The 18515-nt window shown below is 49.6% G+C and carries 18 protein-coding genes; all 18 read left to right on the forward strand.

Annotation, left to right across the window (positions count from 1 at the left end):
• The first annotated feature begins 54 nt into the window (after positions 1-54).
• A complete protein-coding gene (hrcA, locus tag DESLBE_RS21375) occupies positions 55-1092 on the forward strand; it encodes a heat-inducible transcriptional repressor HrcA (protein WP_005816480.1) in 1038 nt (345 codons plus the stop codon).
• Between the two features lie 17 nt (positions 1093-1109).
• Positions 1110-1751, forward strand: coding sequence for a nucleotide exchange factor GrpE (grpE, locus tag DESLBE_RS21380; protein WP_005816478.1), 642 nt, complete (start codon positions 1110-1112; stop codon positions 1749-1751).
• Between the two features lie 25 nt (positions 1752-1776).
• Complete coding sequence (gene dnaK, locus DESLBE_RS21385) at positions 1777-3621, forward strand: molecular chaperone DnaK (RefSeq protein WP_005816476.1); 1845 nt, start codon at positions 1777-1779, stop codon at positions 3619-3621.
• Between the two features lie 111 nt (positions 3622-3732).
• On the forward strand, positions 3733-4866 hold the full coding sequence (gene dnaJ / locus DESLBE_RS21390) for a molecular chaperone DnaJ (RefSeq protein ID WP_144678166.1): 1134 nt from the start codon (positions 3733-3735) through the stop codon (positions 4864-4866).
• A gap of 100 nt (positions 4867-4966) precedes the next feature.
• Positions 4967-5905 carry a 50S ribosomal protein L11 methyltransferase gene (gene prmA / locus DESLBE_RS21395; protein ID WP_015945154.1) on the forward strand — a complete coding sequence of 313 codons (939 nt, stop codon included), beginning with the start codon at positions 4967-4969 and terminating at the stop codon, positions 5903-5905.
• Entirely contained in the window at positions 5892-6629 is a 738-nt protein-coding gene (locus DESLBE_RS21400; RefSeq protein WP_144678167.1) for an RsmE family RNA methyltransferase, read from the forward strand. Before prmA ends, DESLBE_RS21400 begins: the two co-directional genes overlap by 14 nt.
• A 50-nt stretch (positions 6630-6679) precedes the next feature.
• Complete coding sequence (mtaB, locus tag DESLBE_RS21405) at positions 6680-7999, forward strand: tRNA (N(6)-L-threonylcarbamoyladenosine(37)-C(2))-methylthiotransferase MtaB (protein WP_144678168.1); 1320 nt, start codon at positions 6680-6682, stop codon at positions 7997-7999.
• Between the two features lie 37 nt (positions 8000-8036).
• Complete coding sequence (locus DESLBE_RS21410) at positions 8037-9167, forward strand: PEGA domain-containing protein (protein WP_011460867.1); 1131 nt, start codon at positions 8037-8039, stop codon at positions 9165-9167.
• 43 nt (positions 9168-9210) lie between these two features.
• Positions 9211-9555 (forward strand): histidine triad nucleotide-binding protein, encoded by a 345-nt coding sequence (locus DESLBE_RS21415; RefSeq protein WP_144678169.1) that lies wholly within the window; start codon positions 9211-9213, stop codon positions 9553-9555.
• 89 nt (positions 9556-9644) lie between these two features.
• Complete coding sequence (gene rpsU, locus DESLBE_RS21420) at positions 9645-9821, forward strand: 30S ribosomal protein S21 (RefSeq protein ID WP_005816464.1); 177 nt, start codon at positions 9645-9647, stop codon at positions 9819-9821.
• Between the two features lie 14 nt (positions 9822-9835).
• On the forward strand, positions 9836-10288 hold the full coding sequence (locus DESLBE_RS21425) for a GatB/YqeY domain-containing protein (protein ID WP_011460866.1): 453 nt from the start codon (positions 9836-9838) through the stop codon (positions 10286-10288).
• 62 nt (positions 10289-10350) lie between these two features.
• The gene (locus DESLBE_RS21430) at positions 10351-10809 is read left to right on the forward strand and encodes a YbaK/EbsC family protein (protein WP_144678170.1); all 459 of its coding nucleotides are present in this window, start codon (positions 10351-10353) and stop codon (positions 10807-10809) included.
• 70 nt (positions 10810-10879) lie between these two features.
• Positions 10880-11491 (forward strand): GDSL-type esterase/lipase family protein, encoded by a 612-nt coding sequence (locus tag DESLBE_RS21435; protein ID WP_144678171.1) that lies wholly within the window; start codon positions 10880-10882, stop codon positions 11489-11491.
• A 311-nt stretch (positions 11492-11802) separates the two neighbouring features.
• Positions 11803-13716, forward strand: a complete 1914-nt coding sequence (locus DESLBE_RS21440; RefSeq protein ID WP_144678703.1) for a proton-conducting transporter membrane subunit — start codon at positions 11803-11805, stop codon at positions 13714-13716.
• Between the two features lie 12 nt (positions 13717-13728).
• Complete coding sequence (locus DESLBE_RS21445) at positions 13729-14715, forward strand: NADH-quinone oxidoreductase subunit H (protein WP_144678172.1); 987 nt, start codon at positions 13729-13731, stop codon at positions 14713-14715.
• A 1-nt stretch (position 14716) separates the two neighbouring features.
• A complete protein-coding gene (locus DESLBE_RS21450; protein WP_005816453.1) occupies positions 14717-15373 on the forward strand; it encodes a hydrogenase in 657 nt (218 codons plus the stop codon).
• A gap of 9 nt (positions 15374-15382) precedes the next feature.
• Positions 15383-16882, forward strand: coding sequence for a hydrogenase 4 subunit F (locus DESLBE_RS21455; protein WP_144678173.1), 1500 nt, complete (start codon positions 15383-15385; stop codon positions 16880-16882).
• Positions 16848-18503: an NADH-quinone oxidoreductase subunit C gene (locus tag DESLBE_RS21460; RefSeq protein WP_144678174.1), complete on the forward strand. Its 1656-nt coding sequence runs from the start codon at positions 16848-16850 to the stop codon at positions 18501-18503. Before DESLBE_RS21455 ends, DESLBE_RS21460 begins: the two co-directional genes overlap by 35 nt.
• The last annotated feature ends 12 nt before the right edge of the window (positions 18504-18515 follow it).

Raw genomic sequence — 18515 nt, forward strand, 5'->3', positions numbered from 1 at the left:
ATTAAGGTCGAGTGCTAACAAGAGGAAAACGAGGGTGGAAAGGCGGTTATGTGTATGCAGATGGACGAGCGAAAAAAGAAGATCCTGCGGGCTATCGTACAGGATTATATCAGTACTGCTGAGCCTGTCGGTTCACGAACCATCGCCCGGAAATTTGATTTAGGCATCTCGCCGGCCACCATTCGTAACGAAATGTCCGATATGGAAGAGTTGGGTCTTATTGAGCAGCCCCATACTTCAGCAGGCCGCATTCCCTCGGATGCGGGTTATCGGTATTATGTGGACTGTCTCCTGGAGAAATCCAGTATTGCCGATGATGTCAAGGATGTTATTGAAAAAGAGACCACGAAAAGAATTGCGGAGATTCAGACGGTCATTGCCCATTCCAGCAAGCTCCTTTCTGAACTCACCCATTTGACCAGTATCGTCATCGGGCCGGACAAGGGAAAGAGCGCCTTTAATCAGATGCACTTCCTGCCTTATGAACCCGGCAAAGCCATCATGGTGGTCGTCAAGGAAAATGGCGTGGTGGAGAATCAGATTGTCGAGATTGGGGAAAATGTAACAGCCGAGGAGCTTCAGAGAATTGCCAACGTATTTAACCATAAGATGCGTGGGCATTCTATGGAAGAAGTGAAACGGGATATGCTTCATGAGATATACAGCGAACTGACTCGTCAACGCTTCCTGATTGACAATGCCTTAGAGCTTCTTTCCGCCGTTCTGAGCAATAGCCCTGAAGAGTCCAGTAAAGTCTACCTGGGTGGAACTCTGAACATGTTGAACCAACCTGAATTCCGGGATGTAGAAAAGATCAGAAACCTCTTCCAGATTTTCGAAGAGGGAGCCCAAATCATCAAAGTATTGCATCCTCAGAAAGAAGGTTTGGCAGTGACTATCGGTGGGGAAAATAAACTGAAGGAACTTCGGGACTGCAGTATTATTACCGGGACCTATTGGATTGATGGAGAGCCTTTGGGAACGATCGGCTTGATTGGACCTACCCGTATGGATTATGGGAAGGCTATGGCCATGGTGGATTACATGACAAGAACGCTCACAGAGCTGCTTACTGTGCGACGAAGGAATTAGGAGAGGTGGTTTCAATAATGGTGAACTGGGGCGGGAAAACCCCCCCATCGGGTCAGACCGAATGGGAAACTAAAAATACTCAAGAGTCAAAGGAAAATTTGACCGATACTGTTGAAGAAATCCTTAGCGAAGCTGTCCAAGAGGAAGAAGTGGGGAATGAATCTTCTCCGGAGCAGGATGTTTCTTTAGAAGAAAAAATACTCACTCTTCAGGCAGAACTTGACCAGACCAAGAACCAGGCAGAGGAATACTATACTCATCTCCAGCGCTTGCAGGCTGAGTTTGACAACTATCGCAAACGGACCCAAAAGGAGAAGGAGGATTTCGCCAAATATGCCTCAGAGCGTGTTGTAGAAGGGTTGCTGCCTGTATTGGACAATTTTGAACGGGCAGTGGAAGCTTCCAAGACCACTCAAGATATGAAGTCCTTTTCCCAAGGAGTAGAGATGATTTTCAAACAACTGCAAGGCATTCTTGCCAAGGAAGGATTGGCGGCGATTGAAGCCGTGGGGCAGCCTTTCGATCCCAACCTACATGAAGCCGTCCTTCAGGTGGATTCAGAAGACTATCCGGAGAGCACCGTGGTGGAGGAGCTTCAAAAAGGTTATTATCTTAAAGAAAAAGTAATACGTCCTAGCATGGTCAAAGTGTCCCGCTAGGTGCGATAAGGAGGAAATAGTGAACATGGGTAAAGTGATTGGCATTGACTTAGGAACCACCAACTCTTGTGTGGCAGTTATGGAAGGCGGCGAGGCTGTCGTTATCACCAATGCGGAAGGGAATCGGACGACTCCTTCTGTAGTTGGTTTTTCCAAGACCGGAGAACGCTTGGCCGGTCAAGTGGCTAAGCGTCAGGCGGTTTCTAATCCGGATAAGACCGTCATCTCCATTAAGAGACATATGGGAACAGATTACAAAGTGAAAATTGACGATAAGAGCTATTCTCCCCAGGAGATTTCCGCAATGATTCTGCAAAAGCTGAAAGCAGATGCCGAAGCTTATCTGGGACAGACGGTCACAGAGGCTGTCATTACCGTACCGGCTTATTTCACCGATGCCCAGCGGCAGGCTACCAAAGATGCGGGAACCATCGCCGGTCTGGATGTTAAGCGGATTATCAACGAGCCTACAGCGGCGGCTTTGGCCTATGGTTTAGACAAGCAAGAGGATCAAACCGTTCTGGTCTTTGACTTAGGGGGAGGAACCTTCGACGTATCCCTGCTGGAGCTTTCCCAGGGTATGGTTGAGGTTAAAGCCACCAGCGGCAACAATAAACTGGGTGGGGACGACTTTGACCAACGCCTGATTGACTATATGGTAGCTGAGTTTAAAAAAGATCAAGGTGTGGATTTGGCCAAAGACCGTGTTGCCCTCCAACGCTTGAAAGAAGCAGCCGAGAAAGCCAAAGTGGAGCTTTCCGGAGTGAGCACCACCAATGTGAACCTGCCCTTTATCACCATGACTGGCGAGGGACCGGCTCACTTGGATATGAATATTACACGGGCTAAATTTGAGGAATTGACCGCGGATCTGGTCGAGGCTACCCTTGGACCTACCCGTCAGGCTTTAGCCGATGCCAAACTCTCTTGGAACGAAGTGAATCAAGTCATTCTCGTAGGCGGATCCACCCGGATTCCTGCCGTACAGGAAGCTATCAAAAAGCTGAGCGGCAAGGAGCCCCATAAAGGTGTCAATCCGGATGAAGTGGTAGCCCTGGGTGCTGCCATTCAAGGCGGAGTTCTGGCCGGGGAAGTGAAGGATATTATTCTCGTGGACGTTACTCCCCTGTCCTTGGGTATTGAAACCCTGGGTGGTGTCTTTACCCGGATTATCGATCGCAATACCACCGTTCCTACCACGAAGAGCCAGGTTTTCTCTACTGCGGCGGACAGCCAAACTTCTGTGGATATCCACGTCCTCCAAGGAGAGCGTGAAATGGCGGCCTATAACAAAACCTTAGGCCGGTTCCAACTTTCCGGAATCCCCCCCGCTCCTCGTGGCATCCCTCAAATCGAAGTGAAGTTCGATATTGATGCCAATGGTATCGTCCATGTTTCCGCTAAGGATATGGCTACAGGTAATGAACAAAAGGTCACCATTACCGCTTCCACAGGCTTAAGCCAGGAAGAAATCGAGAAGATGAAAAAAGATGCCGAAGCTCATGCCGATGAAGATAAAAAGCGCAAAGAATTGATTGACGCTAAGAACCAAGCAGACTCTATGGTCTACCAAACCGAAAAGACCCTGAAGGATTTTGAAGGCAAGATCCCTGACAATGAAGCAGAGCCCATCAAGAAAGCTCTTGAAGAATTAAAGACCGCAGCCGCCGGGGAAAATATCGAGCTGATCAAAGAAAAGACCGAAGGGGTAACCAAGGTCCTCTATCCCATCATCGAGAAGATGTATCAGCAAACCGGCGGAGCAGCACCGGGACCGGACATGGGAGCAGACCCCGGAGCGGGCGGCGCTCAAGGGGATGACAATGTGGTGGATGCCGAATATACTGAAGTAGATAAGGATCAAAAATAATCAGAGTGAAGGAAAGAATTGGGTACAGGGGTTTTCCCCTGTGCCCAATCATCATGTGCTGAAGGCTGATAAGGCTTCAGGAGGGAGAATCAGGAGTGATGGAGGAATAACATGAAACGGGATTATTATGAAGTACTTGGTGTCTCTAATAGCGCAGACGAACAAGAAATCAAAAAGGCCTATCGAAAACTGGCCCGCCAATATCATCCTGATGTGAACCCGGGAGATAAAGACGCGGAAGAAAAATTCAAAGAGGCAACTGAAGCCTATGATGTTTTAAGCGATACTGAAAAACGTGCCCGCTACGATCAAATGGGCCATTCCGCCTTCGATCCCAACCAACAAGGTTTTGGCGGGTTCGGCGGAGATTTCGGCGGCTTTGGGGATATCTTCGATATGTTTTTCGGCGGTGGCGGTGGCGGTGGTCAGCGGCGGCAGGGTCCTACCCGGGGGAATGACCTTCGCTATGACTTAACCATTACTTTTGAAGAGGCTGCCTTTGGTACCGAGAAAGAGATTCAGGTTCCCCGTCAAGAAACCTGCACGGAATGCCATGGCTCCGGTTCAGCCCCCGGCACCCATCCTACCACCTGTTCCCAATGTCACGGAACAGGGCAGGTTAAAGCTACCCAACGGACTCCTTTTGGCGCGATTCAAACAGCAAGAACTTGCCCTGCCTGCAATGGCTCAGGTCAATTTATATCTTCTCCATGTAAGGAATGCAGTGGCAAGGGAACCACACGGAAGGTCAAAACCATTAAAGTCACTGTCCCCCCAGGGTCGGAGGATGGCCTTAACCTTCGTTTCAGCGGCAATGGGGAAGCAGGGCTGCGGGGAGGCCCATCAGGAGACCTTTATGTGGTCCTCAATGTGAAACCCCATAAATTCTTTGAAAGAGAAGGGAACGACGTCTATTGCGAGATTCCCATAACCTTTGTACAGGCCGCCCTCGGGTCGGAGCTCGATGTTCCCACCTTGGATGGCAAAGTCAAAATGAAGATACCCGAAGGCACCCAGACTGCTACGGTGTTCCGGCTGAGGGGTCATGGCATTCCTTACCGCCGCGGCAACGGGAGAGGGGATCAGCATGTGAGAGTGGTTGTGGCCACTCCGACTAAACTTACCGACCGCCAAAAGGAGTTGCTGCGTGAGTTTGGGGAAGTCACCAGCGATCAGCAGCAGATGGGCAAAAAATCCTTCTTCGAGAAGGTCAAAGAAAATATCCGGGACGCTATCGATCTATAGTCAATCTAGTGAATCAGGGGGACAGGTCCCTTGATTCATAGTCGTCCTGAAAACTGAAAAATGGGACCTGTCCCCCTGATTCAAAAAGGAGCACTGAAGCATGAATTGGCGTGAAATTGCGGTAACTGTTTCATCGGTAGGAGAGGAAGCTGTTGCCGATCTTTTTTATCAACTGGGCTGCCCAGGGGTGAGTGTGGAAGATCCGGAGCTTCTTCAAAGTTATGTGGAATCCGGGAATTGGGATTACCATGATTTTGGCGAGATTGCCCTGACCGGAACTTCTGTGGTCAAAGGATATATCTGTGAAGATCACGAACTCCAGCCTAAGCTCCGTCAGCTTGACGAAGGGCTGAAGGAATTGCTTCAGCGCTTTCCGGAGTGGGTTCTCCAGGTGAAAGGCCTGACTGTGCAGGAAGAAGATTGGGCTACCTCTTGGAAAGCTTATTTTAAGCCCGTGCGCATTGGCCGGCATTTTTTGATCAAACCCTCTTGGGAAGAAGTAACCCCTCTGCCTGAGGACATTATCCTGGAGCTGGATCCTGGGATGGCTTTTGGTACGGGAACTCATGCCACCACCTCCTTGTGTTTGGAGACCCTGGAGGAGACGGTGAAGCCGGATATGCGGATCTTTGATCTGGGAACAGGCTCAGGGATTCTGGCTATCGCAGCAGCAAAATTAGGCGCTCAGGTGGAGGCCATCGATTTGGACTCCGTTGCCGTTAAAGTAGCCCAGGAAAATGTGGAACTCAATCAGGTAGCAGACCGGATCAGTGTCCGGCAAGGAGATCTAGGAACAGTGCTGCAGGGACAGGCCGATTTAGTGGTGGCCAATATCATTGCCGATGTTATTCTGATGCTGATCCCTGACTTAAAGCGCATCATGAAAGAGGATGGAGAGTTCCTCGCTTCGGGGATTATCGGACACCGTTCTTCCGATGTGGAAGCAGGATTGGGCGAGCATGGTTTGGAAGTTCTGGAGAAGAAGGAAGATTCAGGCTGGGTCCTCTTGCGGGCGAGGTGGCAACGTGCATCGCTTTAAAATCTCCGAACTGGGGAACCATGTCTTCTGGCTTAAGGGACCGGAAAGAGAACATCTTGTCCGGGTCCTGCGTCTTGCGGTGGGTGACCGGATCATCGGTTTTGACAACACGGGGGCGGAGTACAAGGCAGTCGTTAATAAAATAGAAGAGCAAAGCGTAATCTGCGGCATCCTGGAGCAGGATTACCCGGAAGTAGAAGCTGTTACCCGGATTTATCTGGCAGCCGGCCTCTCGAAAGGGGAAAAAATGGAGTGGGTCATCCAAAAGGGAACGGAATTGGGAATGGCGGGTTTAATCCCCCTGCGCACCAAACGGGCTGTGATGAAGCTGGAAGGGAGCAAGGCTGCAGACCGGGTGGAACGCTGGCAAAAGATCTCCGGCGAGGCGGCTAAGCAATCCCACCGGGTCCGGGAACCGCAGATCTTTTCCGTAACCGATTGGCAGGGGCTTAAAGCTCTGCTTCCGCCGACTACCCAGTGGCTAATTCCTTATGAAAACGAGAAAACCAGGACCCTCTCCTCGGTGCTGAAGGACTTCAGTTCACAAGAGCCGATAGCACTGATCATCGGCCCGGAAGGGGGCTTCGAGGAAGGAGAAGTTCTTTGGGTTCAGGAGCACCTCAACGCCCAAAGCATCTCCTTAGGCCCGCGCATTCTCCGGGCGGAGACGGCCGCCCTTGCCGCTCTCACCTTGGTATTAGGGCATTATGGTGATTTGGGCTGAACCTTTAATCCGTCTGCCTTCAGGCCTAAAAACTATCTGCGGGGGTGACTATGAGTACATTACAGCAAAAAAATCCAGCGTCGGTGTGTTTTGTTACCCTTGGGTGCAAAGTGAATCAGACCGAGAGTGAGGCCTTAGGGCAGCTATTTCGAAATAACGGCTATCATGTGGTGTCTTCCACAGAGAAGGCGGATGTGGTGGTGGTCAATACATGCACCGTGACCAATACCGGGGATGCTAAGTCCCGGCAAACCATCCGGCGTATGGTCAAGGCTCATCCTGACGCTTTCGTGGTGGTTATGGGGTGTTATGCTCAGACCGCCCCGGGAGAAATCCTCGGAATTGCGGGAGTCGATCTGGTCTTAGGAACCCAGGATCGGGGAAAGATCCTGGAACTGATCGACCAGGTGAAAGAGGAACAGCAGCCCAAGAGCAGCGTCCGCACCATCTGGGATGCCAAAACCTTCGAAGAACTGCCCTTGATCGAAGAGGAAAGCAGGACAAGGGCGACCTTAAAAATCCAGGAGGGGTGTAATCAATTTTGCACCTATTGCATTATCCCTTATGCCCGGGGACCGGTCAGAAGCAGAATCCCTGAGAATGCCGTCACAGAGGCGGAAAAGCTGGTTGCGGCAGGGTATAAAGAGATCGTGTTGACAGGAATTCATACAGGGTCTTATGGAGAGGATCTGGGAGAGGATTGGGATTTGGCCCGGCTGGTCAAGGCGCTTGCTCAGATTAAAGGGCTGCACCGTTTGCGCTTGAGTTCTATTGAACCTATGGAATTTACCCCTGAACTTATCGATGTGATCATCAATTATCCCGCGGTCTGCCCCCACCTGCATATTCCTTTGCAATGCGGCAGCGATGCCATTTTAACTCGCATGAAAAGACCTTATACTGTAAAGGAGTTCAAAGAGCTCATTCAACGCTTAACGAGCCTGCAGCCGGGGATTGCCATTACAACGGACGTGATCGTTGGTTTTCCGGGGGAGACGGAGCAAAATTTTCAGGAGACGCTGGAGACAGTTCGTTCCTGCGGTTTTTCCGGAATTCATGTCTTTCCTTATTCCAAGCGCGAAGGAACTCCTGCTGCCAAGTATCCTGAGCAGATCCCCAACAAAATCAAAGAGGAACGTGTCAAAGCTCTCCTGGAAGTGGCCAGAGAGAGCCAGGAAGACTATGTCCGCAGATTTATCGGGCAGAGGGTGGAAGTCTTGATCGAGCGGGTCAGTCCGGAAGGAGTAGCGGCAGGTCATACAGGGAACTATATTCAGGTGCACTTGCCTCCCCGTGAAGGAAAACCCTGGGAAGGCGGCGAATTGGTAGAGTGCGTACTGGAAAAAAACCATGTGCGGGTTAATGGATAACTTTATAGGGTAGCCAACTTTATGGGGGGAAAACCACATGAAAAAAGACAGCCCTTCTGCAAAAGAACGGTTTTTTAAGCCAACAGGGTGGAAAATTACAGGTTTGGTTTTAGTTCTCGTTATCTTACTGGGCCTGGGCGCTTTTTTGATGATGCCCCCAGTGACCTTTCCCGCGCCCCATCTGGTATTCAACCGGCATACCATTCCCCCTTTCATAACTATGGTTGAATCCGGCGGGAAAGTTGCAACCTGGAATAAAGCCAAGGGCGAAATGACCATCGAAAAGACTGGGGACAGTATAAAGCTTCATATCGATACCGACCGGAGCCGGAAAATCCCCATCTATATCAATGGCAGTTATGTGGGGAAATCGCCCTTGAATAAGCGCCTTTTTCCCGGAAAATATGAAATCGTAGCTAAACCTCCCGGATATATGGGCTCTATCCGGCATTTGAAGCTGACCAATGAGTATCCCAAGGATAAACAGGTCACCTTGCCGGTGGATGAACATCATTATCAGGATTACCTGGACGAGATTCTTCGGCTCGGTTATACCCCCATAAGAGTAATGGATTACTATAACCATGTTCCAATAACGGATAAAACCCTTATTCTAAGGCATGATGTGGATGAAGTGGCGGATTATGCCTTAAAAATGGCGGAAATAGAACAGACCCGGGGAGTCAAAAGCACCTACTATTTCCGGTGGCGCACTGCTGATCCGGAAGTGATCCGGAAAGTGAAGGCCATGGGTCATGAAGTGGGGCTGCATTATGAGACGTTGGCTTTCTACGCTCAGGAGATGGGCTTAAAATCAGCCGATGAGGTAACTCCCGCTGTCCGGCAGGAGCTGAGGAGACGCCTGAAATTTGAAATAGCTGAATTCGAACGACTCCATGGGGATATCTATACCATCGCCTCCCATGGAGCGGAAGAGAACAGGCAGCTGAAACTTACCAATTTTCAGGCTGTTATGGAAGGAGAAAATCCTTTGGATTATGGCCTTATCGGAACAGCTTATGGAGCGATCATCGAAAAGTTCACTTATGCCAGTGATGTGGGCGGTATCTGGGAACCGTTCCCCTATCTGCAATTAGAGGATAATAAAGGACCATTTTATTTCCTCATCCATCCTATTCATTGGGCTTCAAGTTTCTCTGAAGATTAGCGAACAGCGGGATTTTTGCATATAATATAGAGGGAGGGTTTTTATGTCGGAGTGCATCTTTTGCAAAATAATCAATAAAGAGATTCCCAGTCAGGTTATTTTCGAGGATGAGCATGTGTTGGCTTTTAAGGATATTAATCCTGTAGCCCCGGTACATCTGCTTGTGATTCCTAAAAAACATAGAGAAAGCCTCAATGACATCGACGTTGCGGATGAAGCTTTGTTAGGGCACATTTTGGTGGTGGCTAAAAAACTGGCACAAGAGTCGGGTATCGCTGATTCAGGTTATCGTGTGGTCAACAATTGTGGTGACGATGGAGGTCAGGTGGTGAAGCATTTGCATTTTCACGTGATTGGCGGACAGCCTTTGGGTGTAAAAATCTGTTGAAAAGCTTTCAGAACTTGACGCAGTCCATCTCATCCAGTATAATTATCTAGTATATCTGTACATGATCCAGTGGAGGGAGGGATAAGATAATGAGCGAAATTAAAGTCGGTAAAAACGAATCCCTGGATAGCGCACTCCGCCGGTTCAAGCGTACTTGTCAGCGTGCAGGCGTATTATCAGAGGCTCGTAAACATGAGCATTATGAAAAGCCTAGTGTTAAGCGGAAGAAAAAATCCGAAGCTGCGCGTAAACGTAAGTTCAAATAAGGAGTTGCACTGAATTGTCCCTGAAAGAACGCCTCGTTGAGGATATGAAGGTTGCCATGAAGGCCAAAGAGGAGGGGAAGGTTAGACTTTCCGTCATCCGCATGGCTCGGGCCGCCATTAAAAATGCTGAAATAGATAAGCAAGTTGAATTTAACGATGAGCAAGTCATCGAAGTCTTAGCTAAAGAAGTTAAAATGCGTCGTGATTCGATCGAAGAGTTTTCTAAGGCGAATCGCCCCGATACAGTGAAAGCCCTGGAAAAGGAAATCTCCGTTCTCATGGAATACCTTCCTCAGCAGCTTTCTGAAGGGGAGATACGCCAGTTAGCCCAAGAGACGATTACCGAAGTCGGTGCTCAAGGACCGAAAGATTTGGGGAAAGTCATGGGCAAAATTACTCCGAAGACAAAAGGACGCGCTGACGGCAAACTGGTTAACCAGATCGTGCGTGAACTTCTAGGATCTTAGCTCACTAAAAGCCTGATTGCATAGTTTAGCAATCAGGCTTTTAACATGTTAAGGAGGTCATTATGTCAGTTGAAATGGTGAAGGAATTTTTTCATAGTAAGGAAATGAAGGTACCTATTCTGAAGTTTAAAGATATCAGTACGGTTGCCAAGGCTGCCGAATCCTTGGGTGTTACCCCGGGGGAAATTGCCAAGTCTCTTCTGCTCCAGGTTCATGATGATTTTGTCATGGTGCTTATGGCCGGGGATAAGAGGCTGGATAACCGGAAGTTTAAGGATACCTTCAAAGGGAAGCCCAAAATGCCTGCGGTTGAGCAGGTATTGGCGATGACCGGGCATCCGGTGGGAGGGGTCTGTCCTTTTGGCTTAAGACAGGAAATTCCCGTTTATTTGGATCAATCATTAAAGGAGTACGCTGTAGTCTATCCGGCTGCAGGCGCTCCTGATGCGGCTGTAAAGCTGACCGTTGCGGAATTGGCAAGGCTTGTGGCAACAGACTGGGTGAACGTGGCTCAGGAGTAATTGATTACCATATCGGGTGCTTGGTGCATAATTTATGTAAGGAGCACATTGAAAGGTGGTAGCAAGCCCTATGCATGGTATCTATCTGGCCTTAGGTGATTCATTAACGACAGGTTATGGGGTGGGGCTCAATTGTTCGTTTGCTACCCTGTATTATTCAACCTTGCTGTCCTGTTTTCCGAATCTAGGCTATGAGAATCTGGGGGTTAATGGTCTGACAAGCAGCCAACTGGTTGCTATGGTTGAACAGCCCCACGTACAGCGTTTAATTATGCAGGCCAGAGTCATTACGGTGACCATTGGCTCAAACGATCTGCTCGCCCTCGGCAAGGGTTTAGCTTTAGGCCAATGGGTCAACCCTGAGCTGACTTTGCGGGATTTCCAACAAAATCTTATGGTATTGGGGGATAAGATAAGAAGGGTTAATTCATTAACCGTGCTCAAGATAGCCAGTATCTATAATCCCTTACCCCCTATGGATAAGCAAACCAATCTTTTTGCTTATACTTTGCTCAAACAGGCCAATCATAGTGTCACGCAAATGGTCAGACAATACGGAGGAATCGTGGTGCCGGTTGCCAAGGCATTTAGCGGCCAGGAAATGCTGCTGCTCAGCTCCGACCATATCCATCCTAATCTGGCGGGACACCAGGTAATGGCAGAGCTCTTTGCCCGATATTAATGAGTCATCTGAATAGGCAGAAAACACACCCGCGTTTTCGGGTGTGTTTTTGCGCAATAAAATGAATTTGCGGGTTTAAGCTTGATTTAGAAGGCTAGGGAGTGGAATGACGGCTCAATTACCCAGGAGCTATGGATCAGGGGGAATAAGCAGGAAAATGCAAGCTTTCGCTACTTGTGTGTTGAGATGGAAAAGGGGTAAGATTAGGAAGTGCGTGTTATATAACAATTACTAATAGGCAACTTGTCCAACCTTAGAAGTTGTTTGTGTTGTAGTACAATTATTTTTATGCTGGAAGGAATGAGGTTGTGATGATAAACATAGAGCGGGGTATTCGGGTAGGAACCATGGGTCTATCCTTAATGATAGCAATCCTGGGCATTCTCTTTCTGGGTTGGAATTTCCATATGGACAACTTTTCAGGGCAGTGGCATGGGGATGGCTTTTCTTGCGATGGATTGACAGCCTTCTTCCTTTTAGTGCTCTTGCTTGGGCAAGGTATTGCATCTCTCTATGGTCTGGGCTATATGAAAGATTATGAGGGGAAGCGTTCTCTCCTCTCCTTTTCCTTATCCTGGGCAGCTTTTCTGGGGAGTATGGCTGGAGTTTTAATCGTTAACAATGGCTTCTATTTTCTTTTTCTTTGGGAACTCATGTCCCTTTTTTCGTTCTTGCTGGTGATATATGAACACGAAGAGAGCTCCAATCGCCGGGCGGCGTTCATTTATTTTGTCATGACCCATGTGGGAACGGTTTTTTTGATTGCGGCAGTTCTCTATCTTTACAGTAAGACCGGAAGTTTTCTCTATGGGGATTGGGCTGCCATAACCCCGACTTTAAGTCCGGGGGAAAAGAACGGTCTTTTTCTATGCTTTCTGATTGGTTTTGGTACGAAGGCGGGGTTGGTGCCTTTTCATATCTGGCTGCCCTACGCTCATCCCGTTGCCCCTTCTCCAGTATCCGCATTAATGTCCGGGGTGATGGTTAAAATTGCTCTCTATATGATGATGAGATGGGTGTGGTTGACTCTGGCCCCCATGGAACTTTGGTGGGGCGGGTTAATGCTGGCACTCGGAGTGCTCTCTGCTTTTATCGGAATTCTCTATGCTTGTGTAGAACAGGATGTAAAGCGTTTGTTGGCTTATTCCACAGTAGAGAATATGGGTATTCTTACGATGGCTTTAGGAACGGCCATGATTGCCCGGACCCTGGGCTATTCGGACCTAGTGGTCCTTGCCCTGGCTGCTTTCTTCTGGCATGGGATTCATCATCTCCTTTTTAAGTCCGGCTTGTTTATGGCCGCGGGAAATATCATCCAGGCAACACATACAAAAAGACTTGACCAAATGGGTGGTTTACTTAAGAAAATGCCCAGGACGGGCTTGTGGGCAATGGTTGGCGCTGTGGGGCTTTCCGCGCTTCCACCCTTGGGAGGTTTTTGGGGGGAATGGTTGCTATTTCACGCCTTATGGAAGACTTCCGTTCAAGTGGAAGGGGGACTGTTCAAGCTGGCCCTGCCCTTGAGCCTGGCAGCTTTGGCGTTTATTTCTGCCTTAGCTCTGGCAACTATGGTGAAGTGGTTTGCCGGAGCCTTCCTGGGGCAGGCTCGGTCGGCAAATGCTGCAAATGCTCAGGAGCTGCCTTGGCCTCAGACGGTATCTATGGCAATGGCCATGATGCTGACCCTCCTGGCAACGCTGTATCCTCAAGGCCTTTGGAAACTAATAAGTGTCCCCATTCACGTGTTGAAAGATACAAGCGATTCTCCACTCACCGACAGTTTAGCTCTGCCGCTTTGGGCAGATTTCTTTAACCTGATCACCCCTTACATCTTGCTGTTAGGCCTTTTTTCAGTGACACTCTATCAGTTATCCGCAAGAAAGCGCAAGAGAGTAGCAGGGACCTGGAATTGTGGTGTGCCCCTAACCCCTCGTATGCAATACACGGGCTTAGGGATAACTATGCCTTTGCGGATAGCTATGAAAAAGGTTTTGGCCTTTCGCCCCATCATCGATAAGAAGTTTGGGGAAACCCCTTATGTGTTACAGTCCCTGCACTATCGTGGCCGAACCCGTGAGATGGCGGAGGAAGTGTTCTATCGGCCTGCCATGAAGTTGCTTTTGCGGTGTGCGGAACGAATTCGCATCCTGCAAACCGGCAGTATTCACACCTATTTAGCTTATATTCTGATCACCTTAGTGGTTGTGTTGATTTGGACTATGTGAGGGGGAAAGCGGATGTTGAATTTTGGAGAATGGAATGGTGGAATAATCTTCTTTTCCATGCTGCACTTGTTGATATTTTTGCTGGCTGCGCCTTTGCTGCAAGGCTGGATAAAAAAAGTAAAAGCCTTTTGGCAGATGCGTCAGGGACCGTCCCTCTTCCAGCCTTACCGGGATCTTTGGAAGTACATGAGGAAAGAAGAGGTTGTCTCAGAGCATGCTTCCTGGATCTTCCTGGTTACGCCTTCACTTGTTTTAGGAAGTACGATCCATGCCGGTTGTGTTGTTCCCGGTCCCTGGGGATGGGCGCCCATCCACTCCATGGGTTCTCTGTTTTGGCTGGCGGCAAGCCTAGGTCTGGCCCGGTTCCTTCTGGCTCTTGCCGGCCTGGATGCGGGGGGAACCTTTGGCGGTATGGGAAGCAGTCGTGAGGTTTTCGTAGCGGCTTTAGTGGAGCCTGGATTTATTCTGAGTCTGGCCGTCCTGGCCCTGATGACAGAGACGACTTCGCTCATGGGAATAAGCGCTGCGCTGCAAGGCCTATCCATCTTTGAAACGCCCCGGATTCTTGCCTTGTTCGCTCTTTTTGTGATCGTCATCGCCGAGCTGGGGAGGATTCCGGTCGATAACCCCGATACTCATCTGGAGTTGACGATGATTCATGAAGGAATGCTCTTGGATTACTCGGGACCCTCTTTAGGTTTTCTGACTTGGGCGGAGCAGTTGAAGCAATTGCTTTTGCTGCAACTGCTGGCTTTCTTGATTTTACCTGTGAATATTCAGGTTATGAACAGCTGGAGCGGGGGAATTCCTTTTGGGATATTGCTTAGCCATGGAATTCTCCAGATCGGTTTCCTCGCTTTACTGGGTACCTTCTTTGCTACCCTGGAGAGCATCAATGTTAAAGTCAGACTTTTTCGGATTCCCAATGTCCTGGCTATGGGTTTGGCCGCGGCTGTCTTGGCTCTCTTAACTCTTTGGATTACGAAAGGGGGGATATGACGTGGAAGGAACGTTGGAAAATCTTCAACAGCTGGTGCTCTTTGCTCTTTTAGCCCTCGGTCTCTATATAGTCGGTTGTGTCAAACTGAAGAAAGCCCTGATGGGTTGGACTTGGCAGGCAGTATTTCTCTCAGCGCTGATTTTCCTGGAAGGAGTAAAAGAATCCGAATGGGAGATCCTTGCCATTGCTCTCCTCTCTTTATTGGTCAAGGGAGGAGTGATTCCTTGGGTGCTAAAACGTACCGCCGATCTATCCCACACCCAATGGGTAGGAGAAGTCTTTCTTCACCGAACCTCTTCCCTGGTGGCGGCAGCGGCCTTAACTATCCTGGCCTATGCCATAACTCAACCGCTGCTCTCCTTAGTGGAGCCTGCACTGCGTAATGGTCTGGCCATTGCTTTTGCCTTGCTTTTTTATGGGCTGTTGCTTATGGTGATTCGCAAAGTAGCCTTGGTTCAAGTGGTGGGAATTCTCTTGATTGATAATGGAATCTTCTTGGCGGGCTTCCTGCTCACCAGCGGTATGCCTCTTTTAGTGGAAGTAGGGGTGATCTTTGATGTTTTAATCGGGGTTTTGATTTTAGGGGTCCTGGCCCAGCGGATGATTCTAAAGTTTGACTCGCTGAATGTTGAGCGGCTTAATTCTTTGAAAGGGTAGGAAAGCTGAATGTTTATAGTTGTTGCCATTGTGGCAGCTTTTTGTATGTTGATCTCCACAAGCAGCCGGGCATTGAGACTGTTCAATAGTTTGGCGCTCATAGCCCTGCTTGGACTGGCTGGGGAAATGATTCTGCGGGTGTTCTGCCAGGGCCCGCAAAGCATTTGGGGAGGTTTTTTTTCCTGGGATGCTTTGAGTGCCTTGCTTCTCGGTGTGATTGTGGTGATTGCCGCTTATGTGATTGTGTATTCCTTTTCTTATATGGAGCATGAGGTAGCAGCAGGGAAGGTCCCCCAAAGCCGGCTGCCCCGGTATTACTTCTGGGTCTGGATGTTTATCGGTACCATGCTTTGGGTGGTCAGTACTCCCAACTTGGGACTCTTGTGGGTAGGCATAGAAGGGACGACGTTGGCGACGGCTCTCCTGGTGGGCTTTTATCGGGAAAAAACCGCTGTTGAAGCCGCCTGGAAATATATCGTTCTTTGTACGGTGGGCATCAGCTTTGCTTTGTTGGGAACGATGATTCTCTATGCAGCATCAGGGAGGATCAATGGCTATAGCCTGGCTGCTCTGGACTGGAGACTTCTGGTGGGAATGGCCCCCCAATTGGATCCGGCCTTAGTCAAGTTGGGCTGTATTTTTGCTTTTATCGGATATGGGGCTAAGGTTGGCTTTGTTCCTATGCACCCCTGGCTGCCGGATGCCCATAGTCAAGCCCCTTCTCCGGTCAGTGCCTTATTATCCGGGGTTTTGCTTAACTGTGCTCTATATGCCATTCTGCGCTGGCATATCCTGGTCCGCCAAACAGGTCTGGGCCCGGATTTTTCCGGAAAGCTGCTGCTTGTCTTTGGATTAATCTCTCTTGGTGCTATGATGGCTTTTATTCTTTTGCAAAAAGACATTAAACGCCTCCTGGCTTACTCCAGTGTGGAGCATATGGGGATCATCGCTTTGGGTCTGGGACTGGGCACTCCTCTTGCTGTGTGGGGGGCCTGTTTTCATCTCATTCTTCATGCATTGACAAAGGCCAATCTCTTTGTGGTTGTTGGCCGTGTGGTGCAGATGATAGGTACTCGCCAGATCCCCAAGATTCGAGGTGTTATGAGCTTATGGCCTTATACGGGTGGGATTCTGTTTATGGGTTTGCTGGCTATTACGGGGATGCCGCCCTTTGGAACCTTCCGTTCTGAAATCAGCATCATGGCCGGATTCTTCCAGAATCATCACCCGATCTTAGGTTTTCTAACGGCTTTATTTTTAGCAGTTATTTTTGCGGGGTTCCTCTATCACTTTTTGGGGATGCTGTTTGGTACACCGGGTGAACGCTGCTTGAAAGATAAGGGAGAAGGCAAAGAAGTGCTTTGGTTAGCTGTTCCCATGATTCTGGTCCTGATGTTGGGAGTGTTCGTTCCGGAACCCCTCAACCAGGCCTTAAATCAGGTTGTGGAATTGATTCTGGGAAGGGGTGGGGAGTATGGAGAGTTCGGCAAGCTTACGCAATTATTTTGAAGAGCGGGTACTTAAGCAACCGGAGGATTTTTCTTTTGGTCTCTGGACAAAAAATGAAGGACTGGTTTGGCTGAAGCCTGCTTGCCTGCCTGAGGTCATGGAGCGGCTCTGGTTGAAGGTTCCACCCCGTCCCTTGCTGATGACCCATGTAGGAAATGATGAACGCAGCTTAGGTCATGGTTTTGTGATCTATCTGCTCCTCCATTTTCCCGGTGATTTCACCCTTACTTTAGGGGCACAGGGAATTGAGAAGAGTTTTCCTTCTTTAACCCTTCTTTGTCCGGCTCTGAACTGGCCGGAACGTGAGGTAAGGGATCTGCTGGGGCTTCACCCTGATGGGCATCCTGATCCGCGCCCTCTCGTTCTTCATCCAGGCTGGGCTGAAGGCTTTTATCCTTTGCGGAAACCTTGTCCTGAGACCCCCGTCCCTATAGGCGGCGAATGCCCAGGGGAGGCACTGAAAGAAGTCTCCTTCAATCCTCAGCCCCTTTCATTTACTGAAGCTGAAGGTGAGGGGACCTTCGAGATTCCGGTAGGGCCTATTCATGCCGGGATCATTGAACCGGGACATTTCCGCTTTCAAACCATTGGGGAAACGGTTCTGCATCTTGATGCCCAGCTTTTTTATACTCACAAAGGGGTTGAGAAGCTTCTGGAAGGCAAGGATCTTGAAGAAGGATTAAAAATTGTGGAGCGGGTGTGCGGAGTGTGTGCGGTCAGTCATGCCCTGGCCTATTGTGAAGCGGTGGAGAAGCTTAAGGGGATGCAGGTTCCCCGCTGGATATTGGGCTGGCGGACTGTGCTGGCTGAGCTGGAAAGGCTTTATAATCACGTGGGGGATATCGGCAACCTCTGCGCCGGAGTGGGCTTTGCCCTGGGCAATGGGAATGCTTTGCAGAATAAAGAGCAGCTCCAGCGTCTCAATCATCAGTTATTCGGGCACCGTTTCCTGCGGGGAAACATCACCCCCGGTGGAGTCAAGAAGATCCCCCAACGGGAGGAAAGGGCATACCTGCAGAGGCGGTTGGCTGAGCTGGAGCAGGATTTTGAAGAGTGGCTGCCGCTGATTCAGGAACATGACGGGTTTCGCCAGAGAGCGATAACCACCGGAGTTCTAAGCAAGCAAAGTGCCCTGGACCTGGGAGTCACCGGTCCGGCGGCTCGTGCCTCAGGAATCTCCCAGGACTGGAGGGAGCGCCATGCTCATCTTTTGTATGAGGAGCTGAAGATGGAGCCTCAGGTGGAGCAGGAAGGGGATGTCTGGAGCCGGCTTATGGTTCGGGTGCGGGAAGTGAAACAAAGTTTTGCCTTACTTGCTGAACTTCTTGAGGGAGACTTTTTACAGGATACAGTGGAGCAGGGCGATTTTGACCTTAACGGCTCAGGAGCTTTTTCGCCCCAGCCTTATTCTTTCGCCTGGGGTTGTGCCGAATCTCCCCGGGGAACGGATGTTATCTGGCTGATGCTGGATGATGAGGGGAAGATTTATCGCTGCCGGATTCGTTCAGCCTCCTATGCCAATTGGGCTGCAGTTCCCTTGGCTGTGCAGGGGAACATTGTTCCGGATTTCCCGTTGATTAATAAGAGCTTTGAGCTATGCTACAGCTGTTGTGACCGTTAGGAAGGGAGGAAA

The sequence above is a fragment of the Desulfitobacterium sp. LBE genome (assembly GCF_007830365.1).
Taxonomy (GTDB): domain Bacteria; phylum Bacillota; class Desulfitobacteriia; order Desulfitobacteriales; family Desulfitobacteriaceae; genus Desulfitobacterium; species Desulfitobacterium hafniense.

Excerpts from the sequence above, each read along its gene's own strand:
- hrcA (WP_005816480.1), top strand. The coding sequence starts at position 55 with ATGCAGATGGACGAGCGAAAAAAGAAGATCCTGCGGGCTATCGTACAG.
- grpE (WP_005816478.1), top strand. The coding sequence starts at position 1,110 with ATGGTGAACTGGGGCGGGAAAACCCCCCCATCGGGTCAGACCGAATGG.
- dnaK (WP_005816476.1), top strand. The coding sequence starts at position 1,777 with ATGGGTAAAGTGATTGGCATTGACTTAGGAACCACCAACTCTTGTGTG.
- dnaJ (WP_144678166.1), top strand. The coding sequence starts at position 3,733 with ATGAAACGGGATTATTATGAAGTACTTGGTGTCTCTAATAGCGCAGAC.
- prmA (WP_015945154.1), top strand. The coding sequence starts at position 4,967 with ATGAATTGGCGTGAAATTGCGGTAACTGTTTCATCGGTAGGAGAGGAA.
- mtaB (WP_144678168.1), top strand. The coding sequence starts at position 6,680 with ATGAGTACATTACAGCAAAAAAATCCAGCGTCGGTGTGTTTTGTTACC.
- DESLBE_RS21410 (WP_011460867.1), top strand. The coding sequence starts at position 8,037 with ATGAAAAAAGACAGCCCTTCTGCAAAAGAACGGTTTTTTAAGCCAACA.
- DESLBE_RS21415 (WP_144678169.1), top strand. The coding sequence starts at position 9,211 with ATGTCGGAGTGCATCTTTTGCAAAATAATCAATAAAGAGATTCCCAGT.
- rpsU (WP_005816464.1), top strand. The coding sequence starts at position 9,645 with ATGAGCGAAATTAAAGTCGGTAAAAACGAATCCCTGGATAGCGCACTC.
- DESLBE_RS21430 (WP_144678170.1), top strand. The coding sequence starts at position 10,351 with ATGTCAGTTGAAATGGTGAAGGAATTTTTTCATAGTAAGGAAATGAAG.
- DESLBE_RS21435 (WP_144678171.1), top strand. The coding sequence starts at position 10,880 with ATGCATGGTATCTATCTGGCCTTAGGTGATTCATTAACGACAGGTTAT.
- DESLBE_RS21440 (WP_144678703.1), top strand. The coding sequence starts at position 11,803 with ATGATAAACATAGAGCGGGGTATTCGGGTAGGAACCATGGGTCTATCC.
- DESLBE_RS21445 (WP_144678172.1), top strand. The coding sequence starts at position 13,729 with ATGTTGAATTTTGGAGAATGGAATGGTGGAATAATCTTCTTTTCCATG.
- DESLBE_RS21455 (WP_144678173.1), top strand. The coding sequence starts at position 15,383 with ATGTTTATAGTTGTTGCCATTGTGGCAGCTTTTTGTATGTTGATCTCC.
- DESLBE_RS21460 (WP_144678174.1), top strand. The coding sequence starts at position 16,848 with ATGGAGAGTTCGGCAAGCTTACGCAATTATTTTGAAGAGCGGGTACTT.